Annotated in this window: 13 protein-coding genes and 2 riboswitches; of the genes, 11 read left to right on the top strand and 2 right to left on the bottom strand. The window is 62.4% G+C overall.

The features are described from left to right. Nucleotides 1-418 precede the first annotated feature (418 nt). Complete coding sequence (locus LU493_RS02775) at nt 419-1,057, bottom strand: class I SAM-dependent methyltransferase (protein ID WP_275286254.1); 639 nt, start codon at nt 1,055-1,057, stop codon at nt 419-421. Between the two features lie 39 nt (nt 1,058-1,096). Between LU493_RS02775 and LU493_RS02770 the strand changes: the two genes are divergently transcribed. The 10 genes from LU493_RS02770 (at nt 1,097) to LU493_RS02725 (ending at nt 13,634) form a co-directional block, all read left to right on the top strand. Further along, a complete protein-coding gene (locus LU493_RS02770) occupies nt 1,097-1,477 on the top strand; it encodes a VOC family protein (RefSeq protein WP_275286253.1) in 381 nt (126 codons plus the stop codon). 88 nt (nt 1,478-1,565) lie between these two features. Then, the gene (locus tag LU493_RS02765; protein ID WP_275286252.1) at nt 1,566-1,943 is read left to right on the top strand and encodes a DUF4870 family protein; all 378 of its coding nucleotides are present in this window, start codon (nt 1,566-1,568) and stop codon (nt 1,941-1,943) included. 3 nt (nt 1,944-1,946) lie between these two features. Beyond that, nucleotides 1,947-2,879, top strand: a complete 933-nt coding sequence (locus LU493_RS02760) for a lysophospholipid acyltransferase family protein (RefSeq protein WP_275286251.1) — start codon at nt 1,947-1,949, stop codon at nt 2,877-2,879. A gap of 191 nt (nt 2,880-3,070) precedes the next feature. Beyond that, nucleotides 3,071-4,618: a glucan biosynthesis protein gene (locus LU493_RS02755; protein WP_275286250.1), complete on the top strand. Its 1,548-nt coding sequence runs from the start codon at nt 3,071-3,073 to the stop codon at nt 4,616-4,618. Further along, nucleotides 4,605-6,518, top strand: coding sequence for a glucans biosynthesis glucosyltransferase MdoH (mdoH, locus tag LU493_RS02750; protein WP_275286249.1), 1,914 nt, complete (start codon nt 4,605-4,607; stop codon nt 6,516-6,518). The genes LU493_RS02755 and mdoH overlap by 14 nt, the downstream gene beginning before the upstream one ends. 44 nt (nt 6,519-6,562) lie before the next feature. Continuing rightward, nucleotides 6,563-6,706, top strand: a riboswitch (TPP riboswitch). Between the two features lie 74 nt (nt 6,707-6,780). Continuing rightward, nucleotides 6,781-7,449, top strand: a complete 669-nt coding sequence (tenA, locus tag LU493_RS02745) for a thiaminase II (RefSeq protein ID WP_275286248.1) — start codon at nt 6,781-6,783, stop codon at nt 7,447-7,449. A gap of 304 nt (nt 7,450-7,753) precedes the next feature. Next, a riboswitch (TPP riboswitch) is annotated at nt 7,754-7,894 on the top strand. Nucleotides 7,895-7,972: 78 nt separating this feature from the next. Then, on the top strand, nt 7,973-9,877 hold the full coding sequence (gene thiC, locus LU493_RS02740) for a phosphomethylpyrimidine synthase ThiC (RefSeq protein WP_275286247.1): 1,905 nt from the start codon (nt 7,973-7,975) through the stop codon (nt 9,875-9,877). Nucleotides 9,878-10,074: 197 nt separating this feature from the next. Then, nucleotides 10,075-10,872, top strand: coding sequence for an IclR family transcriptional regulator (locus LU493_RS02735; RefSeq protein ID WP_275286246.1), 798 nt, complete (start codon nt 10,075-10,077; stop codon nt 10,870-10,872). Nucleotides 10,873-10,879: 7 nt separating this feature from the next. After that, the gene (locus LU493_RS02730) at nt 10,880-12,169 is read left to right on the top strand and encodes an NAD(P)/FAD-dependent oxidoreductase (RefSeq protein WP_275286245.1); all 1,290 of its coding nucleotides are present in this window, start codon (nt 10,880-10,882) and stop codon (nt 12,167-12,169) included. Between the two features lie 46 nt (nt 12,170-12,215). Continuing rightward, on the top strand, nt 12,216-13,634 hold the full coding sequence (locus tag LU493_RS02725) for a Na+/H+ antiporter NhaC family protein (RefSeq protein WP_275286244.1): 1,419 nt from the start codon (nt 12,216-12,218) through the stop codon (nt 13,632-13,634). A 78-nt stretch (nt 13,635-13,712) separates the two neighbouring features. On the opposite strand, the gene LU493_RS02720 is transcribed toward LU493_RS02725, so the two are convergent. After that, nucleotides 13,713-14,780 carry a YeiH family protein gene (locus LU493_RS02720; RefSeq protein WP_275286243.1) on the bottom strand — a complete coding sequence of 356 codons (1,068 nt, stop codon included), beginning with the start codon at nt 14,778-14,780 and terminating at the stop codon, nt 13,713-13,715. A gap of 1,368 nt (nt 14,781-16,148) precedes the next feature. On the opposite strand from LU493_RS02720, the gene LU493_RS02715 reads away from it, so the two are divergent. Continuing rightward, nucleotides 16,149-16,697, top strand: coding sequence for a TRAP transporter small permease subunit (locus LU493_RS02715; protein ID WP_275286242.1), 549 nt, complete (start codon nt 16,149-16,151; stop codon nt 16,695-16,697). The last annotated feature ends 10 nt before the right edge of the window (nt 16,698-16,707 follow it).

Genomic DNA, 16,707 nt, shown 5'->3' with positions numbered 1-16,707 from the left:
GTGGGGTCGTGCGCTGTCGGCCGCCCGGCCCCGCGCGTGGGGCGCCGTTCTCTTTGGCTCTCCGCGGCCGCCCCCCCCCCCCCCCCCCCCGGGGGGGGGGGGGGGGGGCCCCCCCCCCCCCCCCCCCCACTTCCACGTCGGGCACGGCATGAGAGAGATCTTCCACATGCTCGTGCTCGAGGGCCCCTGAAACCACTCGTCGGTCACTGCCAGCTCGGCGCCACCGCACAGGGCGGCGTCGTGGGCGAGAAGGAAGCCACCGCCACCAGTGACGCGAAAAGGAAGGAAGCGCCACGACCAGCACCGCAGTGCGATATCGCGCCGACTATATGCCCGCCGCCATCATCGGCCAATCGGTTTTCACCGCGCTGCCGATCGGGCCTTCTTTCGATGGGAGAAGGCTATCGAAGGTGCCCCTTTACGGTTTCTGCAGCAACACGACATCGTTGTCGGGAAAGTCAACGCGCAGACCGAAACGCTGCCCCAGCCATTGAAACGTCGACTCGGAGAAAAAGGCCACATGGGTAGGATCGCGAATATAGTGCCAACCGGCAAAGGCATCACGTGAACGCACACGCTTGGTCATCAGGCCCAGCCAGCCACCGGGCTCCAGGTGGTCGACCAGTCGCTCGATTTCCCTGCCTGGCGCCGCGAGGTGCTCGACGACCTCGGTGGCGGTGATAAAATCGTAGCGTCGTTGCCATACGCGCTCATCCGGTGCGTAAAAGGAATCGAAGAGTGCCATCGTATGTCCGGCTTCCTCGAGCATCAGCGACAGGGTCGGCCCGGGTCCGGAACCGAAATCGAGGCCTTGCGCCCCGGGGGGCACCCGCGTGATCAGCGGCATGAACAGCCGCTCGAGAAAACGACGATAACCGGGGTCGTCGGGACCATTCTCGTGACGATCATAGACGGCCTTCTCCTCGGCTGCGGAGAGGTGTTGCCATGCGGGCACGAAAACGAGCGCACAGTGTCCGCACAAGAGGTATTCGCGTGTGTCATCGCGATGGTAGGGCCCGGTATCGGGCGATGCACATAGCGGACACGTCTGCATCATCGTATTCTCTTGTCAGAGACATTATTCAAGGAGACATGCATGCTGTCAGGTCTGGACCATCTGGTCATCACCGTGACCGACATTTCCCGCGCCGTGGATTTCTACAGTCGGGTCCTGGGACTCGATGTGCGCTATCGCGACCGGGAACGCGTCGACCTGATGCTGGGCGACATGGCATTGCGCCTGCACTGGACCGCCACCGATATCGAGCCCCGAGCCGCCACGCCGACACCGGGCAGCCTGGACCTCTGCCTGCGCAGCCAGTTGCCCCTGGACGAGGTGCACCGACACCTGGAAGCCCTGTCGGTGGATGTGGAACTGGGTCCCGTCAGACGCCAGGGGGCCAACGGCGAACTCGAATCCCTTTACCTGCGCGACCCGGACGGCAACCTGCTGGAAATCAGCCGTCCATTGCGCTGACATCAAGCCACGCCCGGTGGCATCGGTCGCGGTGCCAGGTATCATGGCCCGGGCAACCGTCACGCTCACTCACCTTCAAGGATGACCGATGAACGAGAACGCGCCTCACGACCCCGTGGTCGCCGAGTCCAATCCCAGGCCCGACACGACCATTCCGATGGTCATCTATGCGCTGCATCTGGCAGGCATCGTCACCGGCGGGCTGACCGCCCTGGTCGGCGTGGTGATCGCCTACGTCTATCGCGGCAAGGGGCCCGACTGGCTCGACGAGCACTATCGTTACCAAATCCGCACCTTCTGGATCGGCCTGCTCTACTTCGCCGTTTCCGGCCTGCTGACCTTCATTCTCATCGGCTTTCTCACCTGGCTGGTGGCGGTGATCTGGCTGGTCATCCGCTGCGTCAAGGGCTTCAAGGGCCTGCAGGAACACCGCAAGCCGGAAAATGTGGATACCTGGCTGGTCTGATCCATGGCCGCACCCGAATCTTCCACCGCACGCTTCCAGAGCCGGGCGATCGCCACGCTGTGGCGCGCCCTCTCCAACTGGCGTCCCGCTTCGCTCTGGCGGCTGGCACGCCTGGTCGGCCCCCTCGTGCAGCGCTTCAGCCAACGTGAAAGCCTGGTCACCCGGGTCAACTTGAACCAGGCCTACCCCGAGCTCACCGAGCCGACGCGTCGACATCTCGCCCGGGATAGCCTGGTGCATTCCAGCGCCACCATGCTCGAACTGGGCTTTGCCTGGCTGGGCGAGACCCGGCGCGTTTCCGCTTCGATTCTGGAGGTGCATGGCCGGGCGCTGCTCGACGATGCTCGCGATCGAGGCCAGGGAGTCATCGTGCTGGCCCCCCACTTCGGCAACTGGGAAGTGCTCAACTTCTGGTTATCGAGCCACTTCCCGTTCACGGCGATGTACGAGCCCCCAAAACTGGCCGCACTCGACCCCATCATCCGCCAAGGACGCGAGCGACAGGGAGCGTGTCTGGTACCGACCAATCCTCGCGGGGTGGCCGCTCTGCTCAAGGCCCTGAAACGCACCGAGGCGGTCGGCATCCTGCCGGACCAGGAGCCAAGCTGGGGCAGCGGTGTCTTCGCGCCCTTCTTCAAGCGCCAGGCATATACCGCCACGCTGCTGCCCAAACTCGTGGCGCGCACCGAAGCCCGCGTGGTCACCGGCGTGGCACGTCGACTCCCCGGACGCGGTTTCGCCATCCACTTCCTGGCCGCCGACGAGCGAGTCTACGACAGCGACGAACAAGTCTCTGCCGCCGGCGTCAACGCCAGCGTCGAAGCCGCCATCGCCCTGGACCCGGCCCAGTACCAGTGGGAATACAAGCGTTATCGCAAGACCCCCGAGGAAGCCGAACAGCGCCCGGACTGGAAACGGTTCCGCCTTTACCGCTGAGCCGATCTACCGACGACGATGGAACCATCCCGGCGCCCCATCGACAAAGACAGGATAATGAAACACCCTCGATAACGAGTGACGCCCCACACAAGGCATCCATGACATCACAAGAAGTTCCGGGATGACCTGAACCTCCTGGCCCGGCTTGCGCGGGGAAGTGCCGGCGGGACCCTATGGAGACACGCGACATGACGTTGCCGACCCGACTTCTGGCCGTTGCACTGGGGAGCCTGGTGGCCATGGACGCCGCCGGTTCCTCGTCCGACGAGGCACTGTACGACACCATCACCGACCGGGCCGAACGCCTGGCCGAAGACCCCTATGCCGATACGGCGTCGGCGATTCCTCCCGCGCTCGCCGAGCTGGATTACGATCAGTATCGACAGATACGTTTTCGTCCGGAGCATGCCATCTGGCACGAGCAGGGACTCTTCGAGGTCCAGCTGTTCCATCCGGGTTTTCTCTATGACCGGCCGGTCACTCTCAACCTGGTGGATCCCGACGGCGACGTACGTCCCCTGCCCTTCGATGCGTCACACTTCCGCTATGATGATGATGTCGCCGACCTGGCCGACCTCGAACTCGGCGACCTGGGCCATGCGGGCTTTCGCCTGCATTACCCGCTGAACAGCGGCGAGTACAGTGACGAGTTCATGGTATTTCTCGGCGCCTCGTACTTCCGCATGGTCGGCCGCGGCCAGGGCTACGGCCTTTCCACCCGCGGCCTCGCCATCGACACCGCGGATCCCCACGGCGAGGAATTCCCGGCCTTTCGCGAGTTCTGGCTGGTCGAGCCCGAGCCGGACGCCACCCGCATGACCGTTCTGGCACTGCTCGACAGTCCCTCGCTGACCGGTGCCTACCGCTTCGATATTGCGCCGGGGAGTCAGACCGTGGTCGACACCGAGGCACGCCTCTTCGCCCGCGATGACGTCGCCAAGCTCGGCATCGCCCCGCTCACCAGCATGTTCATGCACGGCGGTATCGCCAGCTACCCGGCCGACGACTACCGCCTGCGAGTCCACGACTCCAGTGGTCTGGCGCTGCATACCGGCAATGGCGAACGGATCTGGCGCCCGCTGAGCAACCCCGAGACGCTGCATCTCTCGAGTCTGCAGGATACCTCCCCCCAAGGATTCGGCCTGGTCCAGCGGCCTCGACACTTCGACGGCTATCTCGATGCCGAGGCCCGGTACGAAAAGCGTCCCAGCGAATGGGTGACCCCTCTGGGCGATTGGGGCAAGGGACACATCGAGCTGGTCGAGATCCCTTCCGACAGCGAGGCCAACGACAACATCACCGCCTACTGGGTCCCCGAGCAACCGCTCGAGGCCGGACAGACGCGCACCTTCCGTTACCGGCTGCGAACCTTCGGTGCCACGCCCCCCGACCAGCGCCTCGCCCATGTCATCCGGACTCGACAAGGCTGGGGAGCGATGCCGGGCCAGGACGATCCGCCCCCTGCCAGCCAGCGTCACTTCATCGTCGACTTCCAGGGCCCCTCTCTCGAGAACCTCGATGCGGACCAGCCGGTGAAGGCCCGGCTGACCACCTCCAGCGGCGAGATACTCGAACCGCGCGTCCAGCAATTGCCCGACGACGCTACCTGGCGCGCCAACTTCCGACTCTCCCCGGAAGACGGCACACCGGCCGACATGCGGCTGGCCCTGACGCTTCACGGCGAACCGCTGACCGAAACCTGGAACTATGTCTGGTACCCCGATGAGCGCCGCTGACGCCCGAGCCATCGTGGCCCCCGTCCCCTTCCGGCGCACTCGCCGAGTGATCTTCGCCCTGCTGGTCGCCGCCACCACCGGCCTGGGCTTGTGGACGATGTTCCGCATCCTCCACGTCGGCGGCCTGACGCCGCTGGAACTCGCCATACTCGTGTTGTTCACCGTGACCTTCGGCTGGATCGTCATCGCCTTCTGGAGCGGTATCATCGGCTTCGTGCTGTCCCTGACCGGCCGCGACCCCCTGAGCCTGGCCAGAATGACGCCCCCGAGGGCACCAGAGGATGCCCGTTCGTGTACCGCCCTGGTCATGCCAATCCACAACGAGGATGTCGAACGCGTGGCCGCCGGGCTCGAGGCCACCTGTCGAGACCTGCCGCCGATCACCGAGGCACGACGCATCGAAGCCTTCGTGCTCAGCGACAGCACCGATGCCGAGATCGTCGCGCGGGAGCGCGCCGCCATGGCGGCCTTGCAGCATCGCCTCGCCGACCACTGCCGACTCCATTACCGGCACCGTGACAGCAACGCCGGCCGCAAGGCCGGCAATCTCGGCGACTTCTGCCAGCGCTGGGGACAACACTATGACTTCATGCTGGTGCTCGATGCCGACAGCGTGATGAGCGGCGACACGGTGCACGAACTGATCGCGGAGATGGACGCCAATCCGCGCCTCGGCCTGATGCAGACGGTGCCGATTCCGGTCCGCCAGGACAGCCTGTTCGGCCGTGCCAACCAGTTCGCCGCCGCCGTCTATTCGCCGATGCTGGCCACCGGGCTGAGCTTCTGGCAATCCGACGCCGCCAACTACTTCGGCCATAATGCCATCATCCGCGTCGACGCCTTCACCCGGCATTGCGGCCTCCCCGAGCTGCCCGGTCGCCCGCCACTCGGCGGCGACATCCTCAGCCATGACTTCGTCGAGGCGGCCCTGCTGCGGCGTGCAGGCTGGGAGGTCCGTATGCGCACCGACCTGGGCGGCAGTTTCGAGGAGATGCCGAGCCATATTCTCGACTATGCCAAACGCGATCGCCGCTGGGTCCAGGGCAACCTGCAGCACCTGCGTCTGCTGGGCGGCAGTGGTCTGCACATGATCAGTCGAGTGCACTTCCTGTGCGGCGCACTGGCCTACCTGTCGTCGCTGATCTGGCTGGCGATCCTGGTGGTCAGCACCATCGACGCCCTGATGCGTGCCCTGATCGACCCCAACTTCTTTACGTCCAACGCCCAGCTCTTCCCCGACTGGCCGATCGCCCCGCCCAACCTGATCATGCCATTGCTCGGCGGCACCCTGGCGATGCTGCTGATGCCCAAGGTGTTGGGTGTCTGTCTGGCCCTTCACCAGTATCCGGCACGGTACGGAGGACATGCCAGGCTGGTCATAAGTGCCCTGCTGGAAGCCCTGTTCGCGATGCTGATCGCCCCGCTGATGATGGTCTTCCACAGCCGATTCGTGATCGAGGTGCTGAGCGGGCGCACCGTCGCCTGGAATCCGCAGTCCCGCGAGGGACGTGCCCTGCCCTGGCGCGAGGCGCTCCGCCACACCTGGCCGGGGACCCTGGCCGGCGCTTGCTGGGCATGGACCACCTGGTGGTATACCCCGACCTTCTTCTGGTGGCTGACACCGGTCTGGTTGGGCCTGATGCTGGCTGCCCCCCTCGTCCGCCTGAGCAGCAGCCTTACCATCGGCCGGCGCCTGCGCCGACATGGCCTGCTGTTGGTCCCCAGCGAAACGACACCCCCCACCGTGCTGCGGGAATTGACCCTGCCGACGCCCGTGAACGGCGATGCAGGGCCAGTGTCCCCGCCCTCGGAGTGTCCTCGCGACATGCCGCTCCAGTCATTTTCACGGGATTGGGAACGGTGCCTGCCCACCCGGAGCCGAGAGACCATCGGCAAGTGACGACAGGGGCTTTTCTTTGCCGGGCAGGCTGCTAGACTGGGGCCACTCGCTTGACGGGGTGCCGGTTGAGCCGGCTGAGATGACGCGCGTTCGTGACGAACACAGCGTTGATCCCGTGGAACCTGATCCGGGTAGGTGCGACATCACGCGCACGTGAACCGGCGTAGGGAATCAGGCGGTGGACTCGGCACCTCTTATTCCGACCGTCCTCCCTCCTCGTTTCGCTTCGCCCGCCATCCGGATCCCGAACACCGGAGACATGATGGGTTATCGTTTCAGCGACCTGACCGACGCCTGCCAGCAGGACTGGCGCGCCTATATCGAGCACGACTTCGTCCGTTCCCTCGGCAATGGCACCCTCGACCCGGCGGCCTTTCGCCACTACCTGCAGCAGGACTACCTGTTCCTGATCCACTTCTCGAGAGCCTATGCCCTGGCCGCCTACAAGAGTCACGACCTGGCCGAGCTGCGCCACGCCTTCGAAGGACTCAAGACGATTCTCGACGTGGAGCTAAGCCTGCATGTGGGGTTCTGCCGCGACTGGGGCATCTCCGAAGATGACCTGGCCAGGCTGCCCGAATCCCGCGCTACCCTGGCCTACACCCGCTACGTACTGGACACCGGCAGTCGCGGCGACCTGCTCGACCTCCACGTTGCGCTCGCTCCCTGTCTGGTGGGTTATGGCGAGATCGCTAACTGGCTGAACGCTCGCCCGGACACCGTGCGAGGCAACGAGAACCCGTTCGACGCCTGGATCGCCATGTACGAAAGCGACGACTTCCAGGGCGCCATGCGGGATGAAGTCGCCTGGCTGGATGCCCGGCTGGCGGAAGTCACGCCGGAGCGCTTCGCGCGCCTGGCCACCATCTTCCGCGACGCCACCCGACTGGAGATCGACTTCTGGCAGATGGGGCTGGATCGCACGGACTGAGAATGTTTCCCGCGCCAGAGCCAAGCTTTCCCGGCGACAAGCCTCTGCGAGGGCGCTGTGAACCCTTCCATGGGCGCTACTTTTGCCCTGCGGCACTCTCGCATCCTGCTCCGTTTGCAGGACCAGTGCTGGCCATCCATGGCCAGCCCGTTCGGCGAGGATCGCCTCACCCATGGCAAAAGACCCTCGCTCCGCCTTGCCCCCGACGCTCGGCTCGCTTTGGCTCCACCCATCGATATATCCGCATGCCGCTCCTGGTCAGATCGGCATGTCGACCCGGCGATGCTCTGCCATCGCTCGACCACAACGCTTGACGGGGTGCCGTTGATGACGGCTGAGATCATGCGGCGCGACGCGCCCGAGCATGGATCCCGTTGAACCTGAACTGGCTAATTCCCTGACCACCGGGGAGGGTACCAGCGTAGGGATCAAGCGACGGACAGGCCCCGGCCGGTCGACGTCCCTGCCCCGCGTCTCCTCCCGACCAACAACCACAATCGTGACGGATCCCAAGGAGACTCCCATGGCAAAGACCGATCATTTCCTCGCCGAAAGCGCGCGCGTCGACGACGCCGCCGTCCAGGCCCTGCCCGGCTCGCGCAAGATCTTCGTTGAGGGCTCGCGCCCGGATATTCGCGTGCCCTTCCGCGAGATCGGCCTCTCGCCGACCCGTACTTCCGGGGCCGACGAGGCCAACCCGCCGCTGCTGGTCTACGATACCTCCGGCCCCTACACCGACCCCGAGGCCAAGATCGACCTGCGCCGGGGACTCCCGGAACTGCGCCGCGACTGGATCGAGGAGCGCGACGACACCGAGTTCCTCGATGGACCGACCTCCGAATACGGCCGCCGTCGCGCCAACGACCCCATGCTCGCGCCGCTGCGCTTCGACCTGACCCGCACGCCGCGGCGCGCCAGGGAAGGCAGGAACGTCACCCAGTTGCATTACGCCCGCCAGGGCATCGTCACCCCGGAGATGGAATTTATCGCCATTCGCGAGAACCAGCGGCGCCAGGCGCTCTCTACACAATACTCAGGGACCGAGGAGGTCGAGCGAATCCTCGGCCACCAGCACCCCGGCGAGAGCTTCGGCGCTCGCCTGCCCGAGGAGATCACGCCCGAGTTCGTCCGCGACGAGGTCGCCGCCGGCCGCGCCATCATCCCGTGCAACATCAATCACCCGGAATCCGAGCCGATGATCATCGGCCGCAATTTCCTGGTGAAGATCAACGGCAATCTGGGCAACTCGGCGGTCACCTCCTCCATCGAGGACGAGGTCGACAAGATGACCTGGGGCATCCGATGGGGCTCGGACACCGTCATGGACCTCTCCACCGGGGCCAACATCCACGAGACCCGCGAGTGGATCATCCGCAACGCCCCGGTGCCGATCGGTACCGTGCCCATCTACCAGGCGCTGGAGAAGGTCAATGGCGTCGCCGAGGACCTGACCTGGGAGGTGTTCCGCGACACCCTGATCGAGCAGGCCGAACAGGGCGTGGACTATTTCACCATCCACGCCGGCGTACTGCTGCGCTACGTACCGCTGACCGCCCGGCGCACCACCGGCATCGTCTCCCGCGGCGGCTCGATCATGGCCAAATGGTGCCTCTATCATCACCAGGAGAGCTTTCTCTACACCCACTTCGAGGATATCTGCGAGCTCTGCAAGCAGTATGACGTGGCCTTCTCGCTGGGCGATGGCCTGCGCCCGGGCTCGGTGGCGGACGCCAACGACGAGGCCCAGTTCGCCGAGCTCGAGACCCTCGGTGAGCTGACCCGTATCGCCTGGCAGCACGACGTTCAAGTGATGATCGAAGGCCCCGGCCACGTGCCCATGCACCTGATCAAGGAGAACATGGACAAGCAGCTCGCCGAGTGCGACGAGGCGCCTTTCTACACCCTCGGGCCGCTGACCACCGACATCGCGCCGGGCTACGACCACATCACGTCCGGCATCGGCGCGGCGATGATCGGCTGGTACGGCTGCGCCATGCTCTGCTACGTGACCCCCAAGGAGCACCTGGGCCTGCCCAACAAGGACGACGTCAAGACCGGCATCATCACCTACAAGATCGCCGCCCACGCCGCCGACCTCGCCAAGGGCCACCCGGCCGCCCAACGCCGCGACAACGCCCTGTCCAAGGCGCGCTTCGAGTTCCGCTGGGAGGACCAGTTCAACCTGGGGCTGGACCCGGACACCGCCCGGGAATACCACGACGAGACCCTGCCCAAGGACTCGGCCAAGGTGGCCCACTTCTGCTCCATGTGCGGGCCCAAGTTCTGCTCGATGAAGATCAGCCAGGAGGTCCGCGACTACGCTCGAGACAAAGGCCTCGACGGCGACCGGGCCGCGGTGGAACTCGGCATGGCGGAGCAGGCCGAGAAGTTCCGCGAACAGGGCGCCGAACTCTACAAGGAAGTATAGGGGCAAGCGACACGCCTGGTTTGCAGGCCCTGCAACAACGCCCTATCGCCACCAGTGGCGATAGGGCGTTTTCGTGTCGATAGTATCCCGGCAAGCTTTTTTTATTCGCCCCGAAGAAGATCTCACAATACGAGACGAACTCATGGTTTTATCTCGCTACCCTGAAGACGGATTCAGCAAGAGACGATGGCTCGACCATGACGACCCGAAACGCTCCGAAGGGACAGGCGCCCTCGACCTTGACGCATGCCATGCAGGTGCTGCAGATCACCGCCGTGCAGGGGCAAAGGGGAGCGAGCATCGATGACTACCTGGATGGCCTGGCGCTCAGCCGCCCCACCATCTATCGCCTGCTGAAGGGCCTCAAGGAGCAAGGATTCTTGCGGCCCGCGCCGATCAGGGGACGCTACCTGCTTGGCTATGAGCTCCTCGTGCTGGGCTCGCAAGCCGGCAACGGAGCCGGCCTGCGGGATCTGACACGCCCTCGCCTGCTCTCCCTGGCACAGCAATTCGGCGACAGTTTCTACCTCTTCGCCCCCGATGGGGTAAATGCCGTCTGCCTGGAAGTCCAGAACGGCGAATATCCCGTCGGCAGTTTCGTCCGTGCCACGGGCGGTCGGGTTCCTCTGGGCGTGGGGCAGGCATCCATTGCACTACTCGCTCACCTGGACGACCAGGAAGGTGCCTCCATTCTTCGACGCAATGCCGAGCGCCTCGAGCAAGACTATCGGATCTCGCTGGATGACGTCCGCGTCGAGATCGAGCGCTCCCGACGCGTCGGCTACGCACGCGGCGTCGAAGGCTCCCAGCTCCCCGAGTACACCGGACTGGCGGTCCCTGTTCTCGATCACAGCGGTCATCCACTCGGGGCTCTGAGTTGCTCGATGCTCAAATCACGCATGACCGAGGCCCATCGACGCAACGTCCTGCAGGGCATGCAAGACGAAGTCCGTGGGCTCGTACAACAAGCCTCCGGCCTTCTGTATGTCGAGTGACCATGACATGACGTATCCCATCGCCCCTTCACACCAACGCCCATGCGGCTGGAATGCCTGGCTGCCCGCTCGTGAATCCAGCCCGCCGGCGAAGGGCTCCATGACCGCCGAGCTGATCGTCGTCGGTGCCGGGTATACCGGCCTGGCTGCTGCCAGAGCCTGGGCAGAGGACCGTCCGGATGATCGTGTGCTGGTGCTCGATGCCGAGCGGCTTGGAGAAGGCAGTCCAGGGCGAAACTCCGGATTCATGCTGGAAGTCGCACTGGCAGGCGATGCCTCGACCGATGAGCTGGAGCGCATGTCGAAGCTCAATACCTTGAGCCGACAGACCATGTCCCGGCTGCGTCGCCAGGTCGAGCATCATGGCATCGATTGCCAGCTGCAACACAGCGGTACCTATCGTGCCGCTTGCACGCCCGGCGGCATGGCGGCCCTGTCTCGCTACCAGACCTTTCTCGAGGCAGCAGGACTGCGCTACGAACGGCTGAGTCGGTCCGAGCTCGAGACGCGCATCGGTACCGATTATTATGAAGCCGGCCTTCATTCTCCGGATTGTTACCTGGTCAACCCCGCCGCCCTGATTCGCGGGCTGGCCGACGCTCTGCCCGCCTCGGTATCACTACATGAACACAGTCCGGCCGTATCGGTGCATGCCGAATTCGACGGCTGGCGAGTCAACACACCGGATGCCGAGATTCGTGCTCGTCAGGTCATCCTGGCCAACAACGCCTACTCTCGTGCCCTGGGAGCCGATGCATCACGCTTGACGGCCATCTATACCTACGCCGCCGTCACGCCCGTACTGCCCGATGCGCTTCGCGCCCGGCTCATGCTCGACGACTGGGGCCTGTTACCCGCCCATCGGCTGGGGTGCACATTGCGCACGACGCCGGATGGGCGCCTGATGATCCGTTCCCGTTACAGCTACGAACGCGAGGCGGACAACGCCACCATCGAGGCTTCTCTTGCCGACAGCCTGATCCGACGCTACCCCTCGCTGACCGGCATCGGCCTGGAACATGTCTGGGGCGGCACGACCGGATTGACCCATAACGGTGCCCCGCTCTGGGGCACGATCCAACCCGGACTGCACGTCTCGGCAGGCTGCAATGGTGGCGGCATCGTCAAGGGCAGCTTCCTCGGTGATGCCCTGGCGCGTCATGCCCTGGGGCAGACCGTGGAACCCATTCAACACCTCTTCGGCAAGGCCAACTGGATGCCCCCGGAACCGCTGCGCCGCACGGGCTTTCAGCTGATCTCCACACTGGAACAACGGCGCGCCGGCCAGGAAACCTGACCCGATTCATCCCCGCCCCCGAGGCACAACAACAAATGAGGTAGACATGGACGCAACGACCCATCTCGGTCTTCTATCGGTGCTGCCGGCCACACTGGCCATCATTCTCGCCTTCATCACCCGCAATACGGTCTTTTCCCTGGCCGTCGCCTGCTTCGTCGGCGTCATGACCATGGGCGAGGGACCAATGGGCTTTCCCAATCTGTTGAAGGAAACACTGGGCACAACCAGCTTCTCGTGGATTCTGCTGCTGGAGCTCTTTATCGGCACCGTCATCGCCTTCTTCCAGCGAACCGGCGCCATCCAGAACTTTACGGCCTGGGTAGAAAAACGCGCCCTGTCGCGCGTCAAGGTGCAGCTCGTCGGCTGGGTGATGGGCATGTTCGTCTTCTTCAGCGACTATTTCAGCCCGCTGTTCGTCGGCAGCACCATGCGAGGCTTGACCGACCGATACAGGGTTTCCAGAGAGAAACTTGCCTATATCGCCGACTCCACTTCAGCACCGGTCAGTGTCCTGATGCCGATCACCGGTTGGGCCGTCTTCATCGCCGGCTTGTTGATCGGCATGGGGCCGATAGAAGACGCGGGACAGGCCATGTCCGTTTTCGTGCATGCCATCCCGTTCAATCTCTATGCCTGGCTATCGGTCGCCACGGTGGGGCTGGTGATCGTCGGCATCATCCCGCTGTTCGGCCCGATGAAGAAGGCGGAAAGACGCGCCCGGGAAGAAGGCAAGGTACTGCGCGATGGCGCCGACCCGCTGTTAGGAGAAGAGTTGACCGACATCGCTCCCTACCCAGCGGCGCGCACCTCTTTGCTGCTCAATTTCATCATGCCGGTATTGATCGTGATCAGTGTGGCGATCGGCACCTTCATCGTGCTGGATTCCGCCAAGACCATGGAAGCCTTCCTGACGGCCGCCGTCTTCCTCGGCATCGTCATGAGGCTCCAGGGCATTCCCTTCAATGACATCATGAAAACCGCGACTGCCGGCATGAAAGGTGTCATGCCGGCCATCATCATTCTGGCGCTGGCCTATTCGCTCAACCAGTTATCCAAGAACATGGGAACAGCCGACTACATCGTCGAGGTCACCCAGGGCTGGCTGACACCGGCGCTACTCCCCGCCATGACCTTCATGATCGCGGCCGTGATCGCCTTCTCGACGGGGACATCCTGGGGGACATTCGCCATCATGATGCCACTGTCGGTTCCCGTGGCCTTCAATTTCACCGGCGACGTCATCACACCTCTGGTCTACGCTACGGTCGCCGCAGTCGCGGGCGGCGGTGTCTTCGGCGACCATTGTTCGCCCCTCTCGGACACCTCGGTGCTCGCCTCGACCGGCGCAGCCTCCGACCATATCGATCACGTCAAGACCCAGATCCCCTTCGCCCTCGCCGTTGCGGCGGTCGCCCTGGCCGCTTACCTGATAGCCGGTTACTGGTGGATCGACGTGGGATAACGGGATTCACATTACTGCTCCCCGCCCTCCGAGCGATTCAGGATGGCGGGGGCACGACTCTGAGATCCGCAGGCATCCTCACAGGCTGGACAAATCGAAATGGATAAAGGCCAGGACGACCAACAGAAGGAACAGCGTCTCCGTCATCATCAATATCACCGGTCGCCAGCCGACCACCGCCAGCTTCTGGAACGATGTCTTGATCCCGAGAGCGGCAATCGCCGTTACCAGGCACCAGCGTGAAAGATCGGTAAACCCCTCGGTGATCGTCGGTGGGATCCAGCCAAGGCTGTTGATGATCACCAGGCCGACGAAGGCCATCAGGAAGCCTGGCAACATCGGCACCTTGCCACTGCCTTCTTCATGGCGGTGACGTCGAAACAGGAACATGAAGACCATCACGGCAGGCACGAGCATCGCGACCCGCAACAACTTAACGAAAGTAGAGACATCGCCCGTCCCCTCGGAAATCATATAACCGGCGCCCACGACCTGTGCCACATCATGGATGGTACCACCAAGGAAAATGCCCGCGTCGGTATCGCTCAGTCCCAGAAGGCCCACAAGCAGTGGATAGAGAACCATCGCCATGGTAGACAGCGTCGTTACACCGACCACTGTCATGATCACATTGCGTTCGTGAGTCTCGTGACGCGGCATCACTGCCGATAGCGCCAGCGCTGCCGAAGCCCCGCAGATCGCTACCGACCCTCCCGTCAACAGACCCATGTCCTTGTCCAGACCCAGCAAGCGAGATAGCACCGCTCCGATGAAAATGGTCAACACGACGCCACTCACCACGGTCAGCACCGGGCCGATACCAAGCTCGGCAACCTGCTCGAAGGTAATTCGCACACCCAGCAGGGCGACACCGATTCTAAGCACCCGCTTCGCAGCAAATTCGACACCCTCCAGGCACCGTCCTTCTTCGGAAAGGAAGTGCAACGTCATGCCAAACAGCAAGGCATACAGCAGAGTGGGACCGCCATAATGGTCCGCAATGAAGGTCGTCGCCAGGGCAATGGTGATACAGATCATCAATCCCGGCATGATGTTCCGAAGAGAATCCAGGTTGCGAGCCAAGACTCGCTGTCGATCCTCGGAAGGCGACATATGAGCCTTGCCTTCATGGTCTCGACGTGTCATATCACCACCTTGCAAGTCACGGGACGTCCCTTCCGCACGTTCACCGATACGGACCGCCCCTTATGGATGAGAAAATGAACTCATGAGAGGTAAGCTCGGCGTGGCGTCAATTACGAACAGTACCGCCGTCACGAATGCCATGCTGCCTGGGTTCTACAAGAGAGATTAGGGCCAGTTTCCTGATAGCCTTGAGACCAGCCGTTCCCACTACCAAGAAGCACGCTCATGCGATGCGTAAGTTGCCTTGATCATATCGGCAGCTTTCTCGGCAATCATGATGGTGGGGGCATTGGTGTTACCGGGCACAATCGCCGGCATAAGTGAATCGTCCCTAGCCCCCTCTCAGCGACGTAGCCCCCTTACTATTAACCTGGAAATAAAATCGATTATCCTGATCTCTTCGATGTTCGACCACTCCGCGCTGGCGCAGACTATGGAAACATGTTGGCGTGGGGCGACTTTTCACCAGCCTGTCGTCCGTCGGCGGTACTCCCCTGCGCCACGATTTCCCCGACCTGAAATCTTGCTGGGTTAATAACAAACTTGACGCAGAGGTCCATGCTCCGCATATGCTCACTTCTACATCTCTTCTGGCCAAATCGCCAAAGACAGGCTGTGCATCGATAACGAATAATTCATTCAAGGAGTGGTCGCTATTTCAGCCCAATCTTCGACCAGGCCGATCATATGCAATCCATTCCTTCCATCCATGCACCACAACTACGTCATTCCATCGGCTCACTAGGGGGGGAAGGATAGCTCTTATGCAAAAGCCCTCTCCCGCCCCAAAATTTAACAACACAAATATCGTAACAGGATCTCCGAACGACTTATGTCTCGAGACATCTAAATCATGCACAGCACGAGAAACACCTCTTTAATTCACGGAATAACCCAGGCAGCATTACCCATAATGAGATCCCTCCATAAATAATATTTACAAATATTACCAGAGAAAAATCAAACGAATCAGGAACCTCTTCGCTAGACTCGACATGATACGAGTTGGCCGGGCAAATAATTTCATCTGGCATACGAACAATCAGGGGCGCAGGATGCGAGCCATCCGCGTCACCCTTTTCTCGGAGGAGTGTCGGTGTGGAATACAGCGGGCAGGTCCTGCCAAGGCAAGTGGCGGTGGACTATACCCGCTTCGACCATCGCGCAGGATCGAAATGGTCCATACTGTGAAGATACGCCTGAGCCAGACCAACGGGATCTGCGAACGCCCATACGGCTCACCTCGCCTGGTGCCATTGAATACCGCCAACTGGCACTATCCCTCCCGGATCAACCGATCCTAGGCTGTACTCAAGGCATGTTGGAAACTGCGATACAATAGCGGAACCAGCCACGAAATCTTGGGCTATGGCCGACCAAATACAAATAGAAAGAGGAGCAGGAAAAGTGTTAATTACTCTTCTCGACAAGATGACTCACCGAGCGGCCGAAACCATGGGGGTTATCGGCTCCATACTGATCCTCTACTGCATGGTATTTGGTGTCACCGATGTCTTCCTGAGATATGCCCTGAATTCAGCGTCACAGTGGATAGCCCCTACCATCCAGGCCGCCATGGTGCTCCTTGCCTGTGCGGGTGGGGGCTACGCCCTGAAACATGGTTCATTTATCAAGCTCGATCTCTTCTACGCCAACTTCCCACCTAGAATAAAGGCCCTTTGTGACATTCTGACATCCATTCTCACCTTCGCTTTCCTGGGCGTCCTCATCTGGAAGGGAATAGATGCAGCGGTCATGTCTTACAAGTTCAACCAGACCACCCCCACAGCAATCCCGATTCCCATCTACCCTATAAAATCCATTATCCCACTGTCTGCCATCATCGTTCTTCTGATTGCAGCACAACAACTTATGGAGGATTTAAGGACGGTATTCAAAGGCACCCAGGAGCCATAACCACGCAGGC

The sequence above is a fragment of the Halomonas elongata genome, assembly GCF_029081005.1.
GTDB lineage: Bacteria > Pseudomonadota > Gammaproteobacteria > Pseudomonadales > Halomonadaceae > Halomonas > Halomonas elongata_B.
This window is presented reverse-complemented; position numbering and strand designations above follow the sequence as displayed.

Bases quoted from the DNA above. Each gene is read 5' to 3' on its own strand.
- LU493_RS02775 (WP_275286254.1), bottom strand. From the start codon at position 1,057: ATGATGCAGACGTGTCCGCTATGTGCATCGCCCGATACCGGGCCCTAC.
- LU493_RS02770 (WP_275286253.1), top strand. From the start codon at position 1,097: ATGCTGTCAGGTCTGGACCATCTGGTCATCACCGTGACCGACATTTCC.
- LU493_RS02765 (WP_275286252.1), top strand. From the start codon at position 1,566: ATGAACGAGAACGCGCCTCACGACCCCGTGGTCGCCGAGTCCAATCCC.
- LU493_RS02760 (WP_275286251.1), top strand. From the start codon at position 1,947: ATGGCCGCACCCGAATCTTCCACCGCACGCTTCCAGAGCCGGGCGATC.
- LU493_RS02755 (WP_275286250.1), top strand. From the start codon at position 3,071: ATGACGTTGCCGACCCGACTTCTGGCCGTTGCACTGGGGAGCCTGGTG.
- mdoH (WP_275286249.1), top strand. From the start codon at position 4,605: ATGAGCGCCGCTGACGCCCGAGCCATCGTGGCCCCCGTCCCCTTCCGG.
- tenA (WP_275286248.1), top strand. From the start codon at position 6,781: ATGGGTTATCGTTTCAGCGACCTGACCGACGCCTGCCAGCAGGACTGG.
- thiC (WP_275286247.1), top strand. From the start codon at position 7,973: ATGGCAAAGACCGATCATTTCCTCGCCGAAAGCGCGCGCGTCGACGAC.
- LU493_RS02735 (WP_275286246.1), top strand. From the start codon at position 10,075: ATGACGACCCGAAACGCTCCGAAGGGACAGGCGCCCTCGACCTTGACG.
- LU493_RS02730 (WP_275286245.1), top strand. From the start codon at position 10,880: ATGACGTATCCCATCGCCCCTTCACACCAACGCCCATGCGGCTGGAAT.
- LU493_RS02725 (WP_275286244.1), top strand. From the start codon at position 12,216: ATGGACGCAACGACCCATCTCGGTCTTCTATCGGTGCTGCCGGCCACA.
- LU493_RS02720 (WP_275286243.1), bottom strand. From the start codon at position 14,780: ATGACACGTCGAGACCATGAAGGCAAGGCTCATATGTCGCCTTCCGAG.
- LU493_RS02715 (WP_275286242.1), top strand. From the start codon at position 16,149: ATGGCCGACCAAATACAAATAGAAAGAGGAGCAGGAAAAGTGTTAATT.